The 18,169-nt window shown below is 59.8% G+C and carries 18 protein-coding genes; 13 read left to right on the top strand and 5 right to left on the bottom strand.

All coding sequences use genetic code 11. The features are described from left to right. The first annotated feature begins 1 nt into the window (after position 1). The 9 genes from folK (at position 2) to ACVWYU_RS09990 (ending at position 12,085) form a co-directional block, all read left to right on the top strand. Positions 2–487: a 2-amino-4-hydroxy-6-hydroxymethyldihydropteridine diphosphokinase gene (gene folK, locus ACVWYU_RS09950; protein WP_090325203.1), complete on the top strand. Its 486-nt coding sequence runs from the start codon at positions 2–4 to the stop codon at positions 485–487. 298 nt (positions 488–785) lie between these two features. Next, entirely contained in the window at positions 786–1,586 is an 801-nt protein-coding gene (gene panB / locus ACVWYU_RS09955) for a 3-methyl-2-oxobutanoate hydroxymethyltransferase (protein WP_247254705.1), read from the top strand. Further along, positions 1,583–2,443, top strand: a complete 861-nt coding sequence (gene panC, locus ACVWYU_RS09960; RefSeq protein ID WP_247254704.1) for a pantoate--beta-alanine ligase — start codon at positions 1,583–1,585, stop codon at positions 2,441–2,443. Before panB ends, panC begins: the two co-directional genes overlap by 4 nt. Positions 2,444–2,576: 133 nt before the next feature. Then, the gene (panD, locus tag ACVWYU_RS09965; protein ID WP_008153310.1) at positions 2,577–2,957 is read left to right on the top strand and encodes an aspartate 1-decarboxylase; all 381 of its coding nucleotides are present in this window, start codon (positions 2,577–2,579) and stop codon (positions 2,955–2,957) included. 244 nt (positions 2,958–3,201) lie between these two features. After that, positions 3,202–4,866: a glucose-6-phosphate isomerase gene (gene pgi / locus ACVWYU_RS09970; RefSeq protein ID WP_247254703.1), complete on the top strand. Its 1,665-nt coding sequence runs from the start codon at positions 3,202–3,204 to the stop codon at positions 4,864–4,866. Between the two features lie 207 nt (positions 4,867–5,073). Further along, positions 5,074–7,011: an acetate--CoA ligase gene (gene acs, locus ACVWYU_RS09975; protein ID WP_457372614.1), complete on the top strand. Its 1,938-nt coding sequence runs from the start codon at positions 5,074–5,076 to the stop codon at positions 7,009–7,011. 54 nt (positions 7,012–7,065) lie between these two features. After that, the gene (locus ACVWYU_RS09980; RefSeq protein WP_457372615.1) at positions 7,066–7,938 is read left to right on the top strand and encodes an oxygenase MpaB family protein; all 873 of its coding nucleotides are present in this window, start codon (positions 7,066–7,068) and stop codon (positions 7,936–7,938) included. 82 nt (positions 7,939–8,020) lie between these two features. Next, positions 8,021–9,037 (top strand): class I SAM-dependent rRNA methyltransferase, encoded by a 1,017-nt coding sequence (locus ACVWYU_RS09985; RefSeq protein WP_090325220.1) that lies wholly within the window; start codon positions 8,021–8,023, stop codon positions 9,035–9,037. 93 nt (positions 9,038–9,130) lie between these two features. After that, positions 9,131–12,085 carry a DUF748 domain-containing protein gene (locus ACVWYU_RS09990; protein ID WP_457372616.1) on the top strand — a complete coding sequence of 985 codons (2,955 nt, stop codon included), beginning with the start codon at positions 9,131–9,133 and terminating at the stop codon, positions 12,083–12,085. Between the two features lie 189 nt (positions 12,086–12,274). Here the strand turns inward: ACVWYU_RS09990 and ACVWYU_RS09995 are convergent, their stop codons facing one another. Beyond that, a complete protein-coding gene (locus tag ACVWYU_RS09995) occupies positions 12,275–12,628 on the bottom strand; it encodes a BON domain-containing protein (RefSeq protein ID WP_090325225.1) in 354 nt (117 codons plus the stop codon). 308 nt (positions 12,629–12,936) lie between these two features. Beyond that, entirely contained in the window at positions 12,937–13,356 is a 420-nt protein-coding gene (locus ACVWYU_RS10000; protein ID WP_457372617.1) for a pilin, read from the bottom strand. A 420-nt stretch (positions 13,357–13,776) separates the two neighbouring features. On the opposite strand from ACVWYU_RS10000, the gene ACVWYU_RS10005 reads away from it, so the two are divergent. Genes ACVWYU_RS10005 through yacG form a run of 4 tightly spaced genes read left to right on the top strand, consistent with a single transcriptional unit; the run spans position 13,777 to position 16,685 of the window. Next, positions 13,777–14,994, top strand: a complete 1,218-nt coding sequence (locus ACVWYU_RS10005; protein ID WP_457372618.1) for a type II secretion system F family protein — start codon at positions 13,777–13,779, stop codon at positions 14,992–14,994. Between the two features lies 1 nt (position 14,995). Continuing rightward, on the top strand, positions 14,996–15,868 hold the full coding sequence (locus ACVWYU_RS10010) for a prepilin peptidase (protein WP_457372619.1): 873 nt from the start codon (positions 14,996–14,998) through the stop codon (positions 15,866–15,868). Then, positions 15,865–16,488 (top strand): dephospho-CoA kinase, encoded by a 624-nt coding sequence (coaE, locus tag ACVWYU_RS10015; RefSeq protein ID WP_248915557.1) that lies wholly within the window; start codon positions 15,865–15,867, stop codon positions 16,486–16,488. The genes ACVWYU_RS10010 and coaE overlap by 4 nt, the downstream gene beginning before the upstream one ends. Next, positions 16,485–16,685 (top strand): DNA gyrase inhibitor YacG, encoded by a 201-nt coding sequence (gene yacG / locus ACVWYU_RS10020; protein ID WP_008058361.1) that lies wholly within the window; start codon positions 16,485–16,487, stop codon positions 16,683–16,685. Before coaE ends, yacG begins: the two co-directional genes overlap by 4 nt. 9 nt (positions 16,686–16,694) lie before the next feature. Here the strand turns inward: yacG and ACVWYU_RS10025 are convergent, their stop codons facing one another. The 3 genes from ACVWYU_RS10025 to ACVWYU_RS10035 form a co-directional block, all read right to left on the bottom strand. Beyond that, positions 16,695–16,910: a hypothetical protein gene (locus ACVWYU_RS10025; RefSeq protein WP_047533370.1), complete on the bottom strand. Its 216-nt coding sequence runs from the start codon at positions 16,908–16,910 to the stop codon at positions 16,695–16,697. A 63-nt stretch (positions 16,911–16,973) separates the two neighbouring features. Continuing rightward, positions 16,974–17,663: an energy-coupling factor ABC transporter permease gene (locus tag ACVWYU_RS10030; RefSeq protein ID WP_247254694.1), complete on the bottom strand. Its 690-nt coding sequence runs from the start codon at positions 17,661–17,663 to the stop codon at positions 16,974–16,976. Further along, positions 17,660–18,127, bottom strand: coding sequence for an FAD/FMN-containing dehydrogenase (locus ACVWYU_RS10035; protein ID WP_457372620.1), 468 nt, complete (start codon positions 18,125–18,127; stop codon positions 17,660–17,662). Before ACVWYU_RS10035 ends, ACVWYU_RS10030 begins: the two co-directional genes overlap by 4 nt. Positions 18,128–18,169: the final 42 nt, after the last annotated feature.

Below are 18,169 nucleotides of genomic sequence, written 5' to 3' on the forward strand. Positions count from 1 at the left end.
CATGGAACGCATCTACATCGGCATGGGCAGCAATCTGGCGGCCCCCGCCGAACAGTTGCGCAGCGCCGTCGCTGCGCTGGCACGGCTGCCGCAATCGGAGCTGGTCGGTGTCTCGGGGTTTTATCAAAGCGATTCGCTGCTCCCCGGCCAACCGCGCTACACCAACGCCGTCGCCGCCCTCGACACTGATTTGGCGCCGCTGGATCTGCTGGATGCATTGCAAGCCATCGAGAACGAACAGGGCCGCGAGCGCCTTGAACGCTGGGGACCGCGCACCCTGGATCTCGATATCGTGCTGTTCGGCGATCGACTGATCGATGAACCCCGCCTCAAGGTGCCGCACTATCACCTGCAGGAACGGGCCTTTGTCCTGTATCCGCTGGCGGAGTTGGCGCCAGCCGATCTGCGTTTGGCCGATGGTCGCGACCTCAGCGGATTGCTCGCCGCCTGCCCGTTCGTCGGCCTGGAACGGCTGTCCCCGAATTGACCGAAATACCCTAGTGGGCGCGAGCCCGTTCCCACATTGGTCTGGTATCGGTCCTACAGAATTTGCTGAATCGCATCAGTTACCCCGGTAACACCCCAGACGTAACAATGCGGTAACACACCCAATTGACTTCCCGAGTTCTCCTCACGACTATAGGCGTCCCGTTGCCGTCAACACGGCGTTGAAGGGCGCAATCCAGGCCTTACAAGCACGACAAAAGAACGTGCGCCTGTATTTAACGAAGAATCACGCGCGTTACTCGCAGTAGTTTCCACAGCGCCTGAATGAGGAACTTTTCATGCCAGCCATCACCCTGACCACGCTGCAAGGTCTTAAGCAAAAAGGTGAAAAAATCACCATGCTGACCTGCTATGACGCGACCTTCGCCCACGCCTGCAATCAGGCTGGCGTTGAAGTTTTGCTGGTGGGCGACTCCCTCGGCATGGTTTTGCAGGGCCACGACAGCACCCTGCCGGTCACCACCGCAGAAATGGCTTATCACGTGGCTGCGGTCAAACGCGGTAACACCGATGCGTTGATCCTCGCCGACCTGCCGTTCATGGCCTATGCCACCACCGAACAGGCCATGGCCAACAGCGCGCTGCTGATGCAGGCTGGCGCGCACATGATCAAGGTCGAAGGCGCGTTGTGGCTGGCGGATTCGATTCGCCTGCTCGCCGAACGCGGCATCCCGGTGTGCGCGCACATGGGTCTGACGCCGCAATCGGTCAACATCCTCGGCGGTTACAAAGTCCAGGGCCGCAACGAAAACCAGGCACGGCAGATGCGTGCCGATGCGATCTCGCTGGAACAGGCTGGCGCGGCAATGCTGCTGCTCGAATGCGTTCCCAGCGAACTGGCGGAAGAAATCACCCAGGCGGTAAAAATTCCGGTGATCGGTATTGGCGCCGGCCATGGTACCGACGGTCAGGTACTGGTCTTGCACGACATGCTGGGCCTGTCCATGACCGGCCGCGTACCCAAATTCGTGAAGAATTTCATGGCCGGCCAGGAAAGCATCCACGCAGCCTTGAGTGCCTACGTCACTGAAGTCAAAGCCGCAACCTTCCCTGGCATCGAACACGGATTCTCTGCATGAACACCGTAAAAACCGTACGCGAACTGCGAGCCGCAGTGGCTCGCGCACGCAGCGAAGGCAAGCGCATCGCTTTTGTGCCGACCATGGGCAACCTGCACAGCGGTCATATCGCACTGATTACCAAAGCCTCGCAACGGGCAGATTTCGTGGTAGCGAGCATTTTCGTCAACCCGTTGCAGTTCGGCGCCGGCGAAGACCTCGACAAGTACCCGCGCACCCTCGCGGCCGATCAGGAAAAACTGCTCCAGGCCGGTTGTCATTTGCTGTTTGCACCTACCGTCGAGGAGATGTACCCCGACGGCATGGCCGGCCAGACCCGTGTCAGCGTCCCGCAACTGTCCGAAGGCTTGTGCGGCGCCAGCCGTCCGGGGCATTTCGAGGGCGTGGCGACGGTGGTCAGCAAACTGTTCAACATGGTCCAGCCTGACCTGGCGATCTTCGGCCAGAAAGACTTCCAGCAACTGGCGGTGATTCGTGCGCTGGTCCACGACCTGAACATGCCGATCCAGATCATTGGCGAGCCGACCGTTCGAGCGGCCGACGGCCTGGCGCTGTCGTCGCGCAACGGTTTCCTCAGCGAAGAACAGCGGGCCGTTGCGCCGGTGGTGTACCGCACGCTGAGCGAGATCGCCGAGTCGATCAAGCAGGGTGAGCGCGACTACCCGGCCCTGATCCAGGCAAAACTGCAGCAGCTCGAAGCCGCCGGCCTGCGTCCGGATTACCTGGAAATCCGCCATGCGCTGACATTGCGTCCGGCAACGCCCGAGGATCGGGACCTGGTGATTCTGGTGGCGGCCTTCCTGGGCACGACGCGGTTGATCGATAACCTGCACCTGAATCTCGATACGCCAGCTTAAGAACTGCAAAACCTTGCAGGAGCCGAGCTTGCTCGGCTCCTGCAAGGGCTGGCCGTGACTTTGCTCACCGTATTGCCGCCCCCAACGCCATCAGGCAAACTGCCCGCCGTTCGATCCGACCCGGGAAACACTCATGCACGCCATCATGCTCAAAGCCAAGCTGCATCGCGCCGAAGTCACCCACGCAGTACTCGACTACGAAGGCTCTTGCGCCATCGATGGTGAATGGCTGGACCTGTCCGGCATTCGTGAGTACGAACAGATCCAGATTTACAACATCGACAACGGCGAGCGCTTCACCACCTACGCCATTCGTGGCGAAGAAGGGTCGCGCATGATCTCGGTCAACGGTGCCGCCGCGCACAAGGCCAAGGTCGGCGATCGTGTGATCATCTGCGCTTACGCCCACTACAGCGAAGCCGAATTGCTCAACTTCAAACCGCGCATGCTCTACATGGCGCCGGGCAATGAACTGAGCCACACAAGCAATGCCATTCCGGTTCAGGTCGCCTGACCACCCACTATTCTCCGCACTGAAAAACCCGCCTGTTGCCCTGGCCTGCCGTATCGGTATAAAAAAGTACCGGTCGCAGGTCAGACAAAGCCAAGACAGAGCACCCCCGCGAGGTTTACTGTTACCGGCCTGCGCTATTCAATCGTGCCTACGCAGGCTGACCGGACTCGCCCAAGTGTGGCCGGGACATTCCGGGACTTTCAGTGTCATAAAGGCAGTTCAAGTAAAAAGGAAACCAGCAGCGATGGCGTATTACCGCACCCCTCATGACGTTACCGCTCTGCCCGCCTGGCAAGCGTTGAATGACCACCGCCAGGCCATGCAGGATTTCAGCATGCGCGAGGCCTTCAATGCCGACCCGCAGCGCTTTACTCAATTCACCCTCAGCAGCTGCGGACTGTTTCTCGATTACTCGAAAAACCTGATCAATGCCGAGACCCGCAATCTGCTGGTGGGTCTGGCCAACGAAGTCGACCTCAAGGGCGCGATCAAGTCGCTGTTCGACGGCGAAATCGTCAACGCCTCCGAAGGCCGCCCTGCCCTGCACACCGCGCTGCGCCGCCCGGTTGGCGACAAGTTGTCGGTCAATGGCGTCAACGTGATGCCGGAAGTGCACAAGGTGCTGAACCAGATCACTGACCTCGTCGGCCGTATCCACGACGGCCTGTGGCGCGGTTACACCGAGAAGCCAATCACTGACGTGGTAAACATCGGTATCGGTGGCTCGTTCCTCGGCCCTGAGCTGGTGTCCGAGGCACTGCTGGCCTACGCCCAGAAAGGCGTGCGCTGCCACTACCTGGCGAACATCGACGGCAGTGAGTTCCACGAACTGGCCATGAAGTTGCGCGCCGAAACCACGCTGTTCATCGTCTCGTCGAAATCCTTCAACACCCTCGAAACCCTGAAAAACGCCCAGGCCGCCCGCGCCTGGTACCTGGCTCAGGGTGGCTCGGAAGCCGAGCTGCATCGTCACTTCATCGCGGTGTCGAGCAACAACGCCGCCGCCGTGGCGTTCGGTATCCGCGAAGAGAACATCTTCCCGATGTGGGACTGGGTTGGCGGACGTTACTCGCTGTGGTCGGCCATTGGTCTGCCGATCGCACTGGCCATCGGTATGTCGAACTTCAAGGAGCTGCTGTCCGGTGCCTACACCATGGACCAGCACTTCCTGACCGCGCCGTTCGAACAGAACATGCCAGTGCTGCTGGCCTTGCTCGGCGTGTGGTATGGCAATTTCTGGGGAGCACAGAGCCACGCGATCCTGCCGTACGACCATTACCTGCGCAACATCACCAAGCACTTGCAACAGCTGGACATGGAATCCAACGGCAAGAGCGTGCGTCAGGACGGCAGCGCCGTTTCGACCGATACCGGGCCGGTGATCTGGGGCGGCGTGGGTTGCAACGGTCAGCACGCTTACCACCAGTTGCTGCACCAGGGCACCCAATTGATTCCGGCCGACTTCATCGTGCCGATCGTCAGCTTCAACCCGGTGGCCGACCACCACCAGTGGCTGTACGCCAACTGCCTGTCGCAAAGCCAGGCGCTGATGCTCGGCAAAACCCTCGCCGAGGCGCAAGCCGAGCTGCGTGACAAGGGCATGAGCGAAGCCGAAGTGCAAAGACTCGCGCCCCACAAAGTGATCCCGGGCAACCGTCCGAGCAACACCCTGGTGGTCGAGCGCATCAGCCCGCGCCGCCTCGGTGCACTGGTGGCGATGTACGAGCACAAGGTCTTCGTACAAAGCGTGATCTGGGGCATCAACGCCTTCGACCAGTGGGGCGTGGAGCTGGGCAAGGAGTTGGGCAAAGGCGTCTACAACCGTCTGGTTGGCAGCGAAGAGTCTCCGGCTGACGACGCGTCCACCCAAGGCTTGATCAACTACTTCCGTGGTCGTCACCGCGGTTGATTTGATGGAGGGGGGCAACAATGCCCCCCATTCCCTGTGGGAGCTGGCTTGCCAGCGAAGAGGGTCGGTCAGTCAAATGAATGCTGACTGTCACACCGCTTTCGCTGGCAAGCCAGCTCCTGCGAGGGTCGCACAGCTCCCCTCTTGAACCCTTTGGTCTCTCGGCGCATCTTTATCTTTGTCGCAAAACAAGAATAAGGAACCGTCATGTTCGATATCAGCACGTTTCCCAAAGCCGATGCCGTCCGCCGGGCTGCACAGTTGAGTCAGGACGACTACCATCGCCTGTACCGCGAATCCATTGAACACCCCAGCACTTTCTGGGCCGAACAGGCCAACCGCTTTCTCGACTGGAGCGCACCGTGGCAGACCGTCCAGCGCTATGACTTGAAAACCGGCGAGGCCAGCTGGTTTGCCGGCGGCCAGTTGAACGTCAGCTACAACTGCATCGACCGTCATCTGGAAAAGCGTGGCGATCAAACTGCGATTATCTGGGAAGGCGACGATCCCGCCGAATCCACACAGATCACCTACAAAAAACTGCATCACAACGTCTGTCGCCTGGCCAACGTGCTCAAAAGCCGTGGCGTGAAAAAAGGCGACCGGGTATGCATCTACATGCCGATGATTCCCGAAGCGGCGTTCGCCATGCTTGCCTGCACGCGAATCGGTGCCGTGCACTCCGTGGTGTTCGGCGGTTTCTCCCCCGATTCGTTGCGCGACCGGATACTCGACGCCGATTGCCGCACCGTAATCACCGCCGATGAGGGCGTGCGTGGCGGCAAGTTCGTGCCACTCAAACAGAATGTCGACAAAGCGCTGCAGAGTTGCCCTGACGTCAGCACAGTGGTGGTGGTCGAACGCACACAGAATCAGGTGAACTGGGTCGAAGGCCGGGATATCTGGTACCACCAGGCGTTGCGCGATGTCACCGACGACTGCCCACCCGAACCGATGGACGCCGAAGATGCATTGTTCATCCTCTACACCTCCGGCAGCACCGGCAAACCCAAGGGGGTGTTGCACACCACGGGTGGCTACCTGCTGCAAGCGGCAATGACCTTCAAATACGTGCTGGACTACCGCGACGGTGAGGTTTTCTGGTGCACCGCCGATGTCGGCTGGGTGACCGGTCACAGCTACATCGTCTACGGCCCGTTGGCCAACGGCGCGACCACGCTGATCTTCGAAGGGGTACCGAGCTATCCGAGCACTTCTCGCTTCTGGCAAGTGATCGATAAACACAAAGTCAACATCTTCTACACCGCCCCCACTGCCCTGCGCGCCTTGATGCGTGAAGGTCCAGAACCGCTGAAGGAAACCTCCCGCGCCAGCGTCAGACTGCTCGGCACCGTGGGTGAGCCCATCAACCCGGAAGCCTGGGAATGGTACTTCCATGTGGTCGGCGAAGAGCGTTGCCCGATCGTCGACACCTGGTGGCAGACCGAAACCGGCGGCATCATGCTCAGCCCGCTGGTCAGCGCGCAACGAATCAAACCCGGCTGCGCCACCCAGCCGATGTTCGGCGTGCAACCGGTGCTGCTCGACGAGCATGGCAAGGAAATCAAAGGTGCCGGCAGCGGCGTGCTGGCCATAAAGTCGAGCTGGCCGGCACAGATCCGCAGCGTCTACCGCGACCCGCAACGAATGGTCGACACCTACTTCAAACCCTATCCCGGCTACTACTTCACCGGCGACGGCGCACGTCGCGACGAGGATGGCGACTACTGGATCACCGGGCGTATCGACGATGTGATCAACGTTTCCGGGCACCGCATCGGCACCGCCGAGGTGGAAAGCGCCCTGGTGCTGCACGACAGCATTGCCGAAGCCGCCGTGGTCGGTTATCCCCATGACGTCAAGGGCCAGGGCATCTACGCCTTCGTCACCCCCATGAACGGCACCGACCCCAGCGATGACCTGAAAAAGGAACTGCTGGCCCACGTCAGCAAGGAAATCGGCAGCTTCGCCAAACCGGATCTGATCCAGTGGGCGCCCGCCTTGCCGAAAACCCGTTCGGGCAAGATCATGCGGCGTATCCTGCGCAAGATCGCCTGCAACGAACTGGACAGCCTGGGGGATACCTCGACCCTGGCCGACCCAAGCGTGGTGCAAGGCTTGATCGACAAGCGCCTGAACCAATAACGTGCCTTTGCAGGAGCGAGCTTGCTCGCTCCTGCAGAAACTGACTGAGCCCCCATGGAATTCATTCGCAGCCGTATCGAAAGCCAAATCATGAGCCTCACCGGCCTGTCCCTGGGCAAGCTCGACCTGGAAAACCCCAAAGGCGATCCGGGCCTGTTCGGGCCTGACTCGGTGAGTTGGCAAGTGCACGGCGACTTCAGCAGCATGCTGATCGGCGGTATCAGCGCCCTGATGCTACAAGCCCTGCACCCGCTGGCCCTGGCCGGTGTCTGGGACCATTCGAATTTTCGCGAGGACATGCTCGGCCGCCTGCGCCGCACCGGACAGTTCATTTCCGGCACCACTTTCGGTTCGCGACAGGACGCCGACTGGCTGATCGAGAAAGTCCGCACCATTCATCTGCAAGTGACCGGCACGGCGCCGGATGGTCGTCCCTATGCCGCCAGCGACCCCGACCTGCTGACCTGGGTGCATGTGGCCGAGGTCAGCAACTTCCTGGCCGCGCACCTGCGCTATCGCAACCCGCATCTGTCCCTGGTCGATCAGGATCGCTATTACGCAGAAATCGCATTGGTCGCCGAACGCCTGGGGGCCCGTGATGTGCCGCGTTCCCGACTGGAAGTTGCCGAATACCTTGAACGCATCCGCCCGCAATTGCTCTGCGACGAACGCAGTCGCGAAGTGTTGCGGTTACTGTTGAACGCCCCGTCTCCCAGCCGTCTGGCCAAGCCTTTCGGGGGGATGATGATGCAGGCCGGGATCGACCTGCTGCCGGACTGGGCCAGTGACATGCTCGGCGTCAGCCAGAGCCCGTTGCAACGCAAACTGATCCGCGCCAGCGTCAACCGCAGTGCGCCGATGCTGCGCTGGGCGGTGCGTAATGGCTCGGTGCAGCGCGCCAAACGGCGCATGGGGCTGTTGACCTGATGCTCAGAGCTGCAAGCTTGAAGCTTGAAGCTCAGTAACTGTTAAACTCCCGCGCCCAATTCCCTCCTGCAAGGCGCCCAGCATGTCTTCCTTGAATCAGGCGCTGCGCGCCGCCCTTGAATATCGCCAGGACCTGCTGGCCGAACTGCACCAGCAAGGCACCGACTGCTATCGCCTGTTCCATGGCAGCCAGGAAGGCGCCGGGGGCCTGACGATTGACCGCTACGGCCCGCAACTATTGGTGCAAAGTTTCCACCAGTCTCTGGAACGCGAAGCGCTGCTGCAACTGCATGAAATCGTCAACCAACATATGGGCCTCGACCTGCTGCTGGTCTACAACGACCGCTCCCGTGGCAACTCGCGTATCGATCGCGAAGACACCGTCTACCGCGCCGACGAAGCGGCGCTGCAAGATCTGGTCGGCCACGAATGGGGGCTCAATTACCGGGTCCGCGGACGCCACGCCGGACAAGACCCTTTGCTGTTCCTCGACCTGCGCAACACGCGCGGCTGGGTCAAGGACCACAGCAAAAACAAAAGTGTGCTGAACCTGTTCGCCTACACCTGTGGGGTCGGCCTCAGCGCCGCGGCCGGTGGCGCCAGCGAGGTGTGCAATCTGGACTTCGCCGAAGGCAATCTGGCCGTCGGTCGTGAAAATGGCCTGCTCAACCCGCAATTGCCGACCATGACGTTCATTCAGTCCGATTATTTCCCCGCCATCCGCCAATTGGCCGGCCTGCCGATCAGCCAGCGACGCGGGCAGAAACTGCCGAGCTATCAGCGCCTGGAACAGCGCCAGTACGATCTGGTCCTGCTTGATCCGCCAGCCTGGGCCAAGAGTGCTTTCGGCACCGTCGACCTGCTGCGCGACTATCAAAGCCTGCTGAAGCCGGCATTGCTGACCACTGCCGACAATGGCGTGCTGATCTGCTGCAACAACCTGGCCAAGGTCAGCATGGACGACTGGCGCGAACAAGTCCTGCGCTGCGCCGAGAAAGCCGGGCGGCCGGTACGTGAGTGGACGGTGATGAAACCCGGTGCCGATTTCCCGTCCATGGATCAACAACCGCCGCTGAAAACCCTGATCCTGCAGCTTTGATCCGTGTAAGACAAATCTGAAAGATGCTGAACGGGCTGTTTGCTTCGGAACCGGAAACGCGTGCCATACTCCAAGGCACTCCGATTCAGACAGATGAAGCCACACATGTACAAAGGATTGATTCGCGCCATCGGCGCCTTGTTGACTGCTCTGGCCCTCTACAGTCTGCTGGGCTTTCTGATTTTACCGGGCATCGCGCTGCGGGTTGCCAACCAACAACTGGCCAACTACGCCACGATGCCCGCCACCCTTCAGCGGATCGAAATCAACCCGTTCAGCCTCGAAGTGACCCTTTGGGGCTTGAGTATCGGCGAGCCCGGCAAGGAGCAGGTCGGCTTCGAACGCCTGTACGCCAACCTGCAGCTCGATAGCCTCTGGACCAGGACGCTGCATCTGTCCGATATCGAACTGGAAAAATCCAAGACCGAGATCCTCTTCGGCAAGGACGGCAAACTCAACCTGCTCGGCTTGTTCAAACTGCCACAGAGCGAACCGACGCCTGCCGATCCCAATGCCAAACCGTTTCCGCTGCGCATAGACCGGATCAATCTGGCCGGCGGTGTCGTGCACTTCAAGGATGAACGCCCCAGCGAGCCCATCGAATTTCTCTACGACAAACTCGATTTCGAGCTTAAACACCTCAGTACCCGCCCCGAAGACAGTGCCGACATGACATTGGTCGCCATCGGCCCGGGCGGGGGGCAGGTCGACTGGACGGGTAACTTCAGCCTGATCCCGATTGCCTCCGAAGGTAAGCTGAAAATCACTGACGGCAAGATGAAGTCCTTCTGGCCCTACGTGCGCGACGCGGTGCCCCTGGACCTCGAAAGCGGGGTGGTCAATCTCAGCACCGACTACAAACTCAACTTGTCAAAGCAGACCGAATTACTGCTGAGCAATGTCGCGGTCAGTGTTGCACCTTTCGCCATCAAGGCCCCGGATGGCCGGCCGCTGGTGAAGCTTGAGCGGCTGGACGTCAGCGATACCACCCTGGACCTGGCCAAGCAGCAGGTAGTGGTCGGCAAAATCCGCAGCCACAAGCTGGAAACCTGGGCGGCCCTCGAAGCGGATGGTCAACTCGATTGGCAGAAGCTGTTCGCCAGCCAGCCGTCCAAACCGGCCGCCAAGGCCAACGCCGAACCGGCCAGCACGCCGGCAGCCGCCGATTCACCCAAGCCGGCCCCTGCTCCACCGAGCAAACCGTGGCAGGTCCTGCTCAACGACGTGCAACTGCGCGACTATCAGGTGCATCTGGCCGACCGCAAGGCACAACCGGCCGTCGCGCTGGAATTGGGACCACTGAATCTCGACCTGCAGAAGTTCGACAGTCTCAACGGCTCGCCTTTTACCCTCAAGCTCGACACTGGCGTGGGCAAGCAAGGCAAGCTTCTGGCAGACGGTGAGGTCAATCTGGCCCCGATCAGCGCCAGACTCAACGTCCAGACCAAGGACATCGACCTGCGGGTCGCCCAGTCCTACATCACTCCTTTCATACGCCTGGAACTGCGCAGCGGCATGCTTGGCAGCGATCTGGCGGTCAATCTGAAAAGCACTGAACCCTTGGCGTTCAGCGTTACCGGGCGCGCCCAGGTCGATCAGCTGCATACGCTCGACACCCTGAAAACCCGCGACTTTCTCAAATGGCAGCAGGTCATGGTCGAAGGCCTGAACTATCAACACGGTGACAGCCTGTCGATCGACAAGATCAACCTGATGCAGCCTTATGTACGCTTCATGATCAACGATGACCGCACCACCAACATCGATGACTTGTTGATTCCGCAGCCGGCTGATTCCGGTGCCAGGCCTGCCGCCGCCAAACCCGCCGCCAGCAAGGACAAGCCACTGGGCATCCATATCGGCGGGATTGCCATCAATGACGGCTCGGCCAACTTCGCCGACTTCAGCCTGACGCCGAACTTTGCAACCGCCATCCAACAACTCAACGGGCAAATCGGCACCATCGACAGCCGCCAGGCCAAGCCCGCCAGTGTCGACGTCAAGGGCAAGGTCGACCGCTATGCACCGGTGACCATCAAGGGCGCGGTCAATCCGTTCGACCCGATGGCCAGCCTCGACATCGCCACCAGCTTCAAACGCGTGGAACTGACCACGCTGACGCCCTACTCCGGCAAGTTCGCCGGTTACCGTATCCGCAAGGGCCGACTCAATCTTGATCTGCATTACCTGATCACCAAAGGCCAGCTCAAGGCCGAAAACAAAGTGGTGGTCGAACAACTGCAACTGGGCGAAAAGGTCGACAGCCCCGACGCCGTGAGCCTGCCGCTGAAACTGGCGATTGCCTTGCTCAAGGACGTCGATGGCAAGATTTCCATCGAGCTGCCGGTCACTGGCGACCTCAATAACCCGCAGTTCAGCATCATGCCCATCGTCTGGCAGTCCTTGCGCAACCTGATCGTGAAAGCCGCGGCGGCGCCCTTCAAGCTGATTGGCGGGCTGGTCAGCGGCGGTGGCTCGGAAGACTTGGGGAGTGTGTCTTTTGCCCCTGGTTCCAGCGACCTGAGCAAGGACACTGAAGCGGCGCTGGTCAAACTGTCCAACGCGCTCAAGGAGCGTCCTGCCCTGCGTCTGGAAATTGAAGGCACGGCGGCGCAAAGCAGCGACGGCCCGTTGATCGCCGAACAGCGACTGGAACGGGAATACCAGTACAACTACTACAAAATGCTCCAGCGCCGCGGTGACAAAGTGCCGGCCCAGGCTTCGATGCTCGTAGTGCCGGATAACGAGAAAGGCGCGCTGCTGGAAGGGATTTATCGCACCCGCCTGAAAACCCAGCCACCCGCCGAATGGAAGGACTTGGGCAAAGAGGAGCGCACGGCGAAAATGCGCGCTGACGTGATCAAATTCTGGAGTACAAGCGACGTGCTGTTGCGCCAGTTGGGGCAGGATCGCGCCAGCGCCATCAAGGATTATCTGGTCGACAAGTGCCAACTCGCCGATGACCGCGTGTACTTTATCGATGCCCAACTGGGCGAAGCGGAAAAGGACGGCAAGGTCGTTACGCCCCTGCATCTGGACGCCGAGTGAAGGAAAATTAACGCGAGAACTGATCTCCAGTTAATGTGCAGCGCCACAATAGAACAGGCCCCGACACGAATGCCGGGGCCTGTAATGGCCACATCCTTATGGCCGTTCGCATGAACTCCTCAGATGCGACAGGCGTATCACTCGGCCCGCCTGCCGCGCCTTCTCCCAGTCCAGGCGAGAAGTCGTGCCTTACTCGGCTTTGAGGCCGTCAGCGGAGACCGCTTTGACGCCTTTGATTTTCTTGGTGATCGCCACGGCAGTGGCTTTCTGAGCGTCAGTCACCGCAACGGTGGATGACAGGGACACGACGCCTTTGTTGGTTTCAACCTTGATGTCGGTGCCAGGAATACCTTTTTCGGTGAGCAGGTCACTTTTGACTTTGGTTGTAATCCAGGTATCGGAAGTAGCTTCCTCGGCTTTGGTCATTTCACCGGCCGCCAGCGTCATGGGTGCCTGGGTGGCTTGAGTCTGTGCAAATGCAGCATTGGCCATGGTCAGGGTCAGCGCGGTTACAGTAGCGGCAGCGATAGCGAACTTCTTCATACGAGTAACTCCTGTTTTTCTGGAAAGTCTGCTGGATTTCTTTTCAGCAGGGTTACCAGAGATATTGCGAACGCTGTGCCAACTTTGAAATAAACAATAAATGCATATAAATCAATAACTTATAAAAAACGTAAATTTCCGGAATCATGCAAAATGCATGACTTCGAAATTCCCTACATGCAAGTTGCGGGTTTTACCGCAGGCCTAAGGCCATGAATTAACGCGGGTTTTCCTGAAGACCTGGTTTGTATAAAACAGGACAAAAAAATACCCCGCGAAAGGCGGGGTACTGGCAATCAGGTCATGGATCAGACTTTCGGGGCAACGCCCGTGCAGCCTTTGGGTGCATAGTCCTGATCGACCGTGGTGGCGCACGTCCACCCCGTCAGGGTACGCGTCAGGGTAATGGTTTTGTTCAGCACCGGGCCGGGTGCATTCACGATTCTGCAGCCAATAGTGCCTGTGCCATCCGCCGCTTTACCGGACGCTGTCGTTGTGCAATTGGAGGTGGTCGGCGTGCCCCCCACCGTCTTCAGATCCGGATCGTCGCCTTGATTGATGACATCTTCGAACGGCACCTTCAAGGCCGAAATCTCCGCCAGCCCCGCCGTCACCTTGGCCCGGGCCTGGTATTTGGAATACGCAGGAATCGCGAACGTTGCCAGAATCCCGATGATTGCGACCACGATCAGTAGCTCAATCAGGGTAAAGCCTTTTTGTTGGTTCATTGACAGCCTCCATGCATGAGTCGAATTCTCATGATCTGAAGCTGTTAGAGCACAGCCCATGCCAGGCACCGTGCCCTCTGTTGGCGGGGTGCACGACCCGCCCAACACCCTTTCCTACTCCCAGAATCCGCACTATCTGACAGTTTTTGTCACCTACCCCTGGTGGTCTGGTTCCACCGTTTGACTAGGCTCTAGATCGCGCCCCGGGTACTTCAATGCATGGCATCGCCTTCTACGATCTGGTCAGGCAATCGGCCCCGGCCGGCGGAAACTCCCCCGCGAGGCCCGGCTCAAGAAAGTTGTCCCGAGGAACGCATCGGCACATTCACGATCTATGAGCCAGTCCGGTGCGAACACTGCAACGATGGCTACAACGGGCGAATCGGGATTCATGAAGTGGCAAGTCACCAAGGACTGAACATGGCGGTCAAAGCAGCAAAAATCAGTGTGTATGCCTGGGAAGGCACCGATCGCAAAGGTGCCCGAATAACCGGCGAGCTGAGCGGACAGAACCCGGCGCTGATCAAGGCGAAATTGCGCAAGCAAGGCATCAATCCCGGTAAGGTCCGCAAGAAAACCCCGTCGCTGCTCAGTCTGGGCAAACGCATCAAGGCCCAGGACATCGCCCTGTTCACCCGGCAAATGGCAACCATGATGAAAGCCGGGGTGCCGTTACTGCAGTCGTTCGACATCATCGGCGAAGGCTTCGATAACCCGGCCATGCGCACGCTGGTGGACGACGTGAAACAGGACGTCGCGGCAGGCAACAGCTTTGCCGCGGCCCTGCGCAAAAAGCCCCGGTATTTCGATGAGTTGTACTGCAATCTGGTGGACGCCGGCGAACAGGCCGGAGCGCTGGATACGCTGTTGGAACGGGTGGCGACTTATAAGGAAAAGAGCGAAAGCCTCAAGTCCAAGATCAAGAAAGCCATGACCTACCCGCTGATGGTGGTGTTCGTCGCGATCATCGTCACCGGGATTCTTCTGGTCAAAGTGGTCCCGCAATTCCAGTCGGTATTCCAGGGATTCGGAGCCGAGTTGCCCGCCTTCACCGTGATGGTCATTGGCTTGTCGCGGTTCATGCAGGACAGCTGGTGGATGATGCTCGGGGTCATGATCGTGGCGTTGTTCGCCATTCGTCATGCCTTGAGGACGTCCCAGGCTTTTCGCGACCGAATGGACACCGGGTTGTTGAAACTGCCGCTGGTGGGCACCTTGATGTACAAATCCGCCGTGGCCCGCTTCGCCCGTACGCTGTCGACCACGTTCGCCGCTGGCGTGCCGTTGGTTGAAGCGCTGGAGTCGGTGGCTGGCGCGACCGGCAATATCGTGTTCAAGCGCGCCGTGCAACGCATCAGGCAGGATGTCTCGACGGGCATGCAGCTGAATTTCGCCATGCGTACTTCCGGTATCTTTCCGAACATGGTCATCCAGATGACCGCCATAGGCGAGGAGTCCGGTACGCTGGACGGCATGCTCGACAAGGTCGCGGGTTTCTACGAGGACGACGTCGATCATATGGTCGATAACCTCACCAGTCTGATGGAACCGTTCATCATGGTGGTGCTGGGTGTTATCGTCGGTGGCCTGGTCGTCGCAATGTACCTGCCCATCTTCCAACTCGGCTCAGCGATCTGATATGCCCCTGAACGAAATTCTTGCCCACTACCCGCTAGCCTTTGTCGTCATCGCCGGGGTGATCGGCCTGCTCGTCGGCAGCTTTCTCAATGTGCTGATCTGGCGCCTGCCGAAAATGCTCGAGCGCGAGTGGCGCATGCAGGCCCATGACATTCTCGGGCTTCCCGGCGAAACACCGCTGCCGACCTACAACCTGCTGCTCCCCCACTCCCAGTGCCCGCACTGCGGTCACCGGATTCGGGCCTGGGAAAACATTCCGCTGCTCAGTTTCGTTCTGCTGCGCGGACGCTGTTCGGCCTGTGCGGCACCGATCAGCAAACGCTACCCGCTGACCGAGCTCGCCTGCAGCCTGGTGTCGGCATTCATCGCCTGGCACTTCGGCTTCGGCTGGGCAGCCTGCATGACTCTGCTGCTGACCTGGGGACTGCTGGCCATGAGCCTGATCGACGCCAGGCATCAACTGTTACCGGACGTGCTGGTGCTGCCGCTGATGTGGCTGGGGCTGATCGTCAACAGTCTGGGTCTGTTCGTACCGTTGCAGGATGCATTGTGGGGCGCGGTCGTCGGCTATATGGCGCTGTGGTCGGTGTTTTGGTTGTTCAAACTGATCACCGGCAAGGACGGCATGGGCTATGGCGATTTCAAATTGTTGGCGATGTTTGGCGCCTGGGGTGGCTGGCAGATATTGCCGCTCACTATCCTGCTTTCGTCCCTCGCAGGCGCGGTGATTGGCTTGATTTGCTTGCGCCTGCGCAAGGCAAAAACCTCGACACCGATCCCCTTTGGGCCCTATCTGGCCATTGCTGGCTGGATTGCCTTGCTCTGGGGTGTTCAAATAACCGACTTCTATTGGCAGTTTGTCGGTTTGAAATGAATACCCCTGTGGAAAAACCCTGGATTCTCGGCCTCACCGGCGGCATCGGCAGCGGAAAAAGCGCGGCGGCCCAACATTTCATCGACCTCGGCGTGCATGTGGTCGATGCCGATCATGCTGCCCGCTGGGTGGTCGAACCGGGACGGCCGGCGCTGGCGAAGATCGCCGAGCATTTCGGCCCGGGCGTGTTGCTGGCCGACGGACAACTGGATCGCGCCGCGCTGCGCAAACTGATCTTCGAAGTGCCGGAAGAACGCCGCTGGCTCGAAGCGTTGCTGCATCCGCTGATCGCCGAGGAAATCGCTCATCATCTGGCGCTGGCAAAATCGCCTTACGCGATTCTGGTTTCGCCGCTGTTGATCGAGTCCGGGCAGTACGCCATGACTCAACGGGTGCTGGTGATCGATGCCCCCGAACAACTTCAGATCGAACGCACTCTGCTGCGTGACCAGACAAGCGAGCAGCAGGTCCAGGCGATCCTCAAAGCCCAATCCAGCCGCCAGGATCGCCTACGACATGCCAACGAGGTGGTGGTCAACGACCGCGACCTCGCCTGGCTGCACAGCGAGGTTGAACGCCTGCATCACTTTTACCTTACTTTGCGTGGAGGCCAGTCATGAGCCAAACCCCAACCGTCGAATGCCCGACTTGCGGCGCCCCTGTCGAATGGAGTCCCGAGAGCAAATTCCGTCCGTTCTGTTCAGACCGTTGCAAACTGATCGACCTGGGCGCCTGGGCGTCGGAAGAACACAAGATCCCAGTGGCCCCCGATGCCGAGGACGAGTTGTTCAGCGGCGATTTCGATCCGCGTCACTGATGACCGTCGTCAGGGGCGCATGAAGCCGTAGTCCTGACCGTCGTCGAGGTTTTCCGCCAGGAAATGCAGCTCGTCGGCCAAATCCTCCGCACTGCGTACCGCCTTGCTTTGCTGCACCACGGCACTGAGCAAGGCGCGCAGGCTCAACCCGGGATCAAATCCCTCGGCTTGCGCCGAATCCAGACTCTGGCGCAACTCCTGCCTTGCCCACTCGTAAACACTCATGACGAAACTCCTGAAAGTTTTGCCGAGCATGGGATCGTCAGCGTTCTCAGGGTTTGATGTGAGTCAAGACTTCGGATCGTCATCCTTCCAGGGCGCCGAAAGGTAGCGTGTGCGGTTGAAGGTCTCCAGCCATTCCGGGCAGAACACCACCAATGCGCTGACCACCATGCCGTTGATAAAAGCCTCGGGAAAAATCAGCAACCACAGGTACCCGACAAAATCCTCCAGCCAGTACGGCATCTCAAAGCGCTCGTCGAACCACAGCAGCCACAACGCCAACAGCAGGCACAGCAACGCCGACAGGGCCGCCGCAAAAAAACCGGACACGAAGATATACACAAAGGGATTTCGCGGCTGAGCACGCTCCACCAGGATCGCGCAGCACTCGGTCACCAGCACCGGCAACAGGATCAGCAACGCGCCATTGACCCCGACCGCCATCAAATCCTGTCGCCCGAGCGCCACCAGCCCCAACTGCGCCACCAGCCCGCCGACGATAGCCAGCGGCCAGTCCAGCAATAGCGTCACCGCCGTCATGCCGATGAAGTGATAGGACACGCCGGTATCGAAATCCCGCCGCACCAGCCACAACATGAACAGCGCGAACACCGTGCCGAACAGTAAGTGCTGGCGACGGCTGTCGGTGAATAGCTCGACCCAGGGCGCACGCCAGATTGCCCAGAGCAACACCGGCACATAAATCAGCCAGCCGACTGTCAGACTTTGCGATGACAGCAGCTCGGCGCCGATCATGGGCGAGACGCCTCCAATGCCTCACGCAACTGCGCAGCCGTGGCGTACTCGTGCTGCGCCACCAACTGGCCGTCCTTGAGCTGTAACCACAGCACTTGATCCACGGCACCGGGATACCTCGGAGCAACGCGGCCATCGCGGTCCAGCATCACCCGGTAGGAGTAATCGCGCATGGCCGGTACGGCGAACATTTTGGCGATCAGCCGTGGCATGCGCTGAATATCCGCGAGAAACACGGCATGGCGAGCCTCCAGATAGCCTTTGGGCTGGCCTTGCAACGCAGCGTTGACCAACTTGGCCCCCTCCATGCTGCGAGCCACCAGCAGCGTCTGCGTGCGATTATCGAGGGTAAAGGCCTGATCGAACTGATCAAGCAGCGTCCAGGGCGCCACATGCTCGCCGACCTCGAGCGCATTGGCCCAGAGGGGTAGAAGCCCGAGCAACAACACCGTCCAATATTTCACATTCAACCCCTTGGTCGATCGTACGAGTGGTGGCCATCAGTC

It is taken from the genome of Pseudomonas sp. TE12234, assembly GCF_054061835.1.

Excerpts from the sequence above, each read along its gene's own strand:
- ACVWYU_RS10000 (WP_457372617.1), bottom strand. The coding sequence starts at position 13,356 with ATGAACCAACAAAAAGGCTTTACCCTGATTGAGCTACTGATCGTGGTC.
- acs (WP_457372614.1), top strand. The coding sequence starts at position 5,074 with ATGTTCGATATCAGCACGTTTCCCAAAGCCGATGCCGTCCGCCGGGCT.
- ACVWYU_RS09995 (WP_090325225.1), bottom strand. The coding sequence starts at position 12,628 with ATGAAGAAGTTCGCTATCGCTGCCGCTACTGTAACCGCGCTGACCCTG.
- ACVWYU_RS09980 (WP_457372615.1), top strand. The coding sequence starts at position 7,066 with ATGGAATTCATTCGCAGCCGTATCGAAAGCCAAATCATGAGCCTCACC.
- panB (WP_247254705.1), top strand. The coding sequence starts at position 786 with ATGCCAGCCATCACCCTGACCACGCTGCAAGGTCTTAAGCAAAAAGGT.
- ACVWYU_RS10010 (WP_457372619.1), top strand. The coding sequence starts at position 14,996 with ATGCCCCTGAACGAAATTCTTGCCCACTACCCGCTAGCCTTTGTCGTC.
- ACVWYU_RS09990 (WP_457372616.1), top strand. The coding sequence starts at position 9,131 with ATGAAGCCACACATGTACAAAGGATTGATTCGCGCCATCGGCGCCTTG.
- ACVWYU_RS10005 (WP_457372618.1), top strand. The coding sequence starts at position 13,777 with ATGGCGGTCAAAGCAGCAAAAATCAGTGTGTATGCCTGGGAAGGCACC.
- folK (WP_090325203.1), top strand. The coding sequence starts at position 2 with ATGGAACGCATCTACATCGGCATGGGCAGCAATCTGGCGGCCCCCGCC.
- ACVWYU_RS09985 (WP_090325220.1), top strand. The coding sequence starts at position 8,021 with ATGTCTTCCTTGAATCAGGCGCTGCGCGCCGCCCTTGAATATCGCCAG.
- ACVWYU_RS10025 (WP_047533370.1), bottom strand. The coding sequence starts at position 16,910 with ATGAGTGTTTACGAGTGGGCAAGGCAGGAGTTGCGCCAGAGTCTGGAT.
- panC (WP_247254704.1), top strand. The coding sequence starts at position 1,583 with ATGAACACCGTAAAAACCGTACGCGAACTGCGAGCCGCAGTGGCTCGC.
- pgi (WP_247254703.1), top strand. The coding sequence starts at position 3,202 with ATGGCGTATTACCGCACCCCTCATGACGTTACCGCTCTGCCCGCCTGG.
- ACVWYU_RS10030 (WP_247254694.1), bottom strand. The coding sequence starts at position 17,663 with ATGATCGGCGCCGAGCTGCTGTCATCGCAAAGTCTGACAGTCGGCTGG.
- panD (WP_008153310.1), top strand. The coding sequence starts at position 2,577 with ATGCACGCCATCATGCTCAAAGCCAAGCTGCATCGCGCCGAAGTCACC.
- yacG (WP_008058361.1), top strand. The coding sequence starts at position 16,485 with ATGAGCCAAACCCCAACCGTCGAATGCCCGACTTGCGGCGCCCCTGTC.
- coaE (WP_248915557.1), top strand. The coding sequence starts at position 15,865 with ATGAATACCCCTGTGGAAAAACCCTGGATTCTCGGCCTCACCGGCGGC.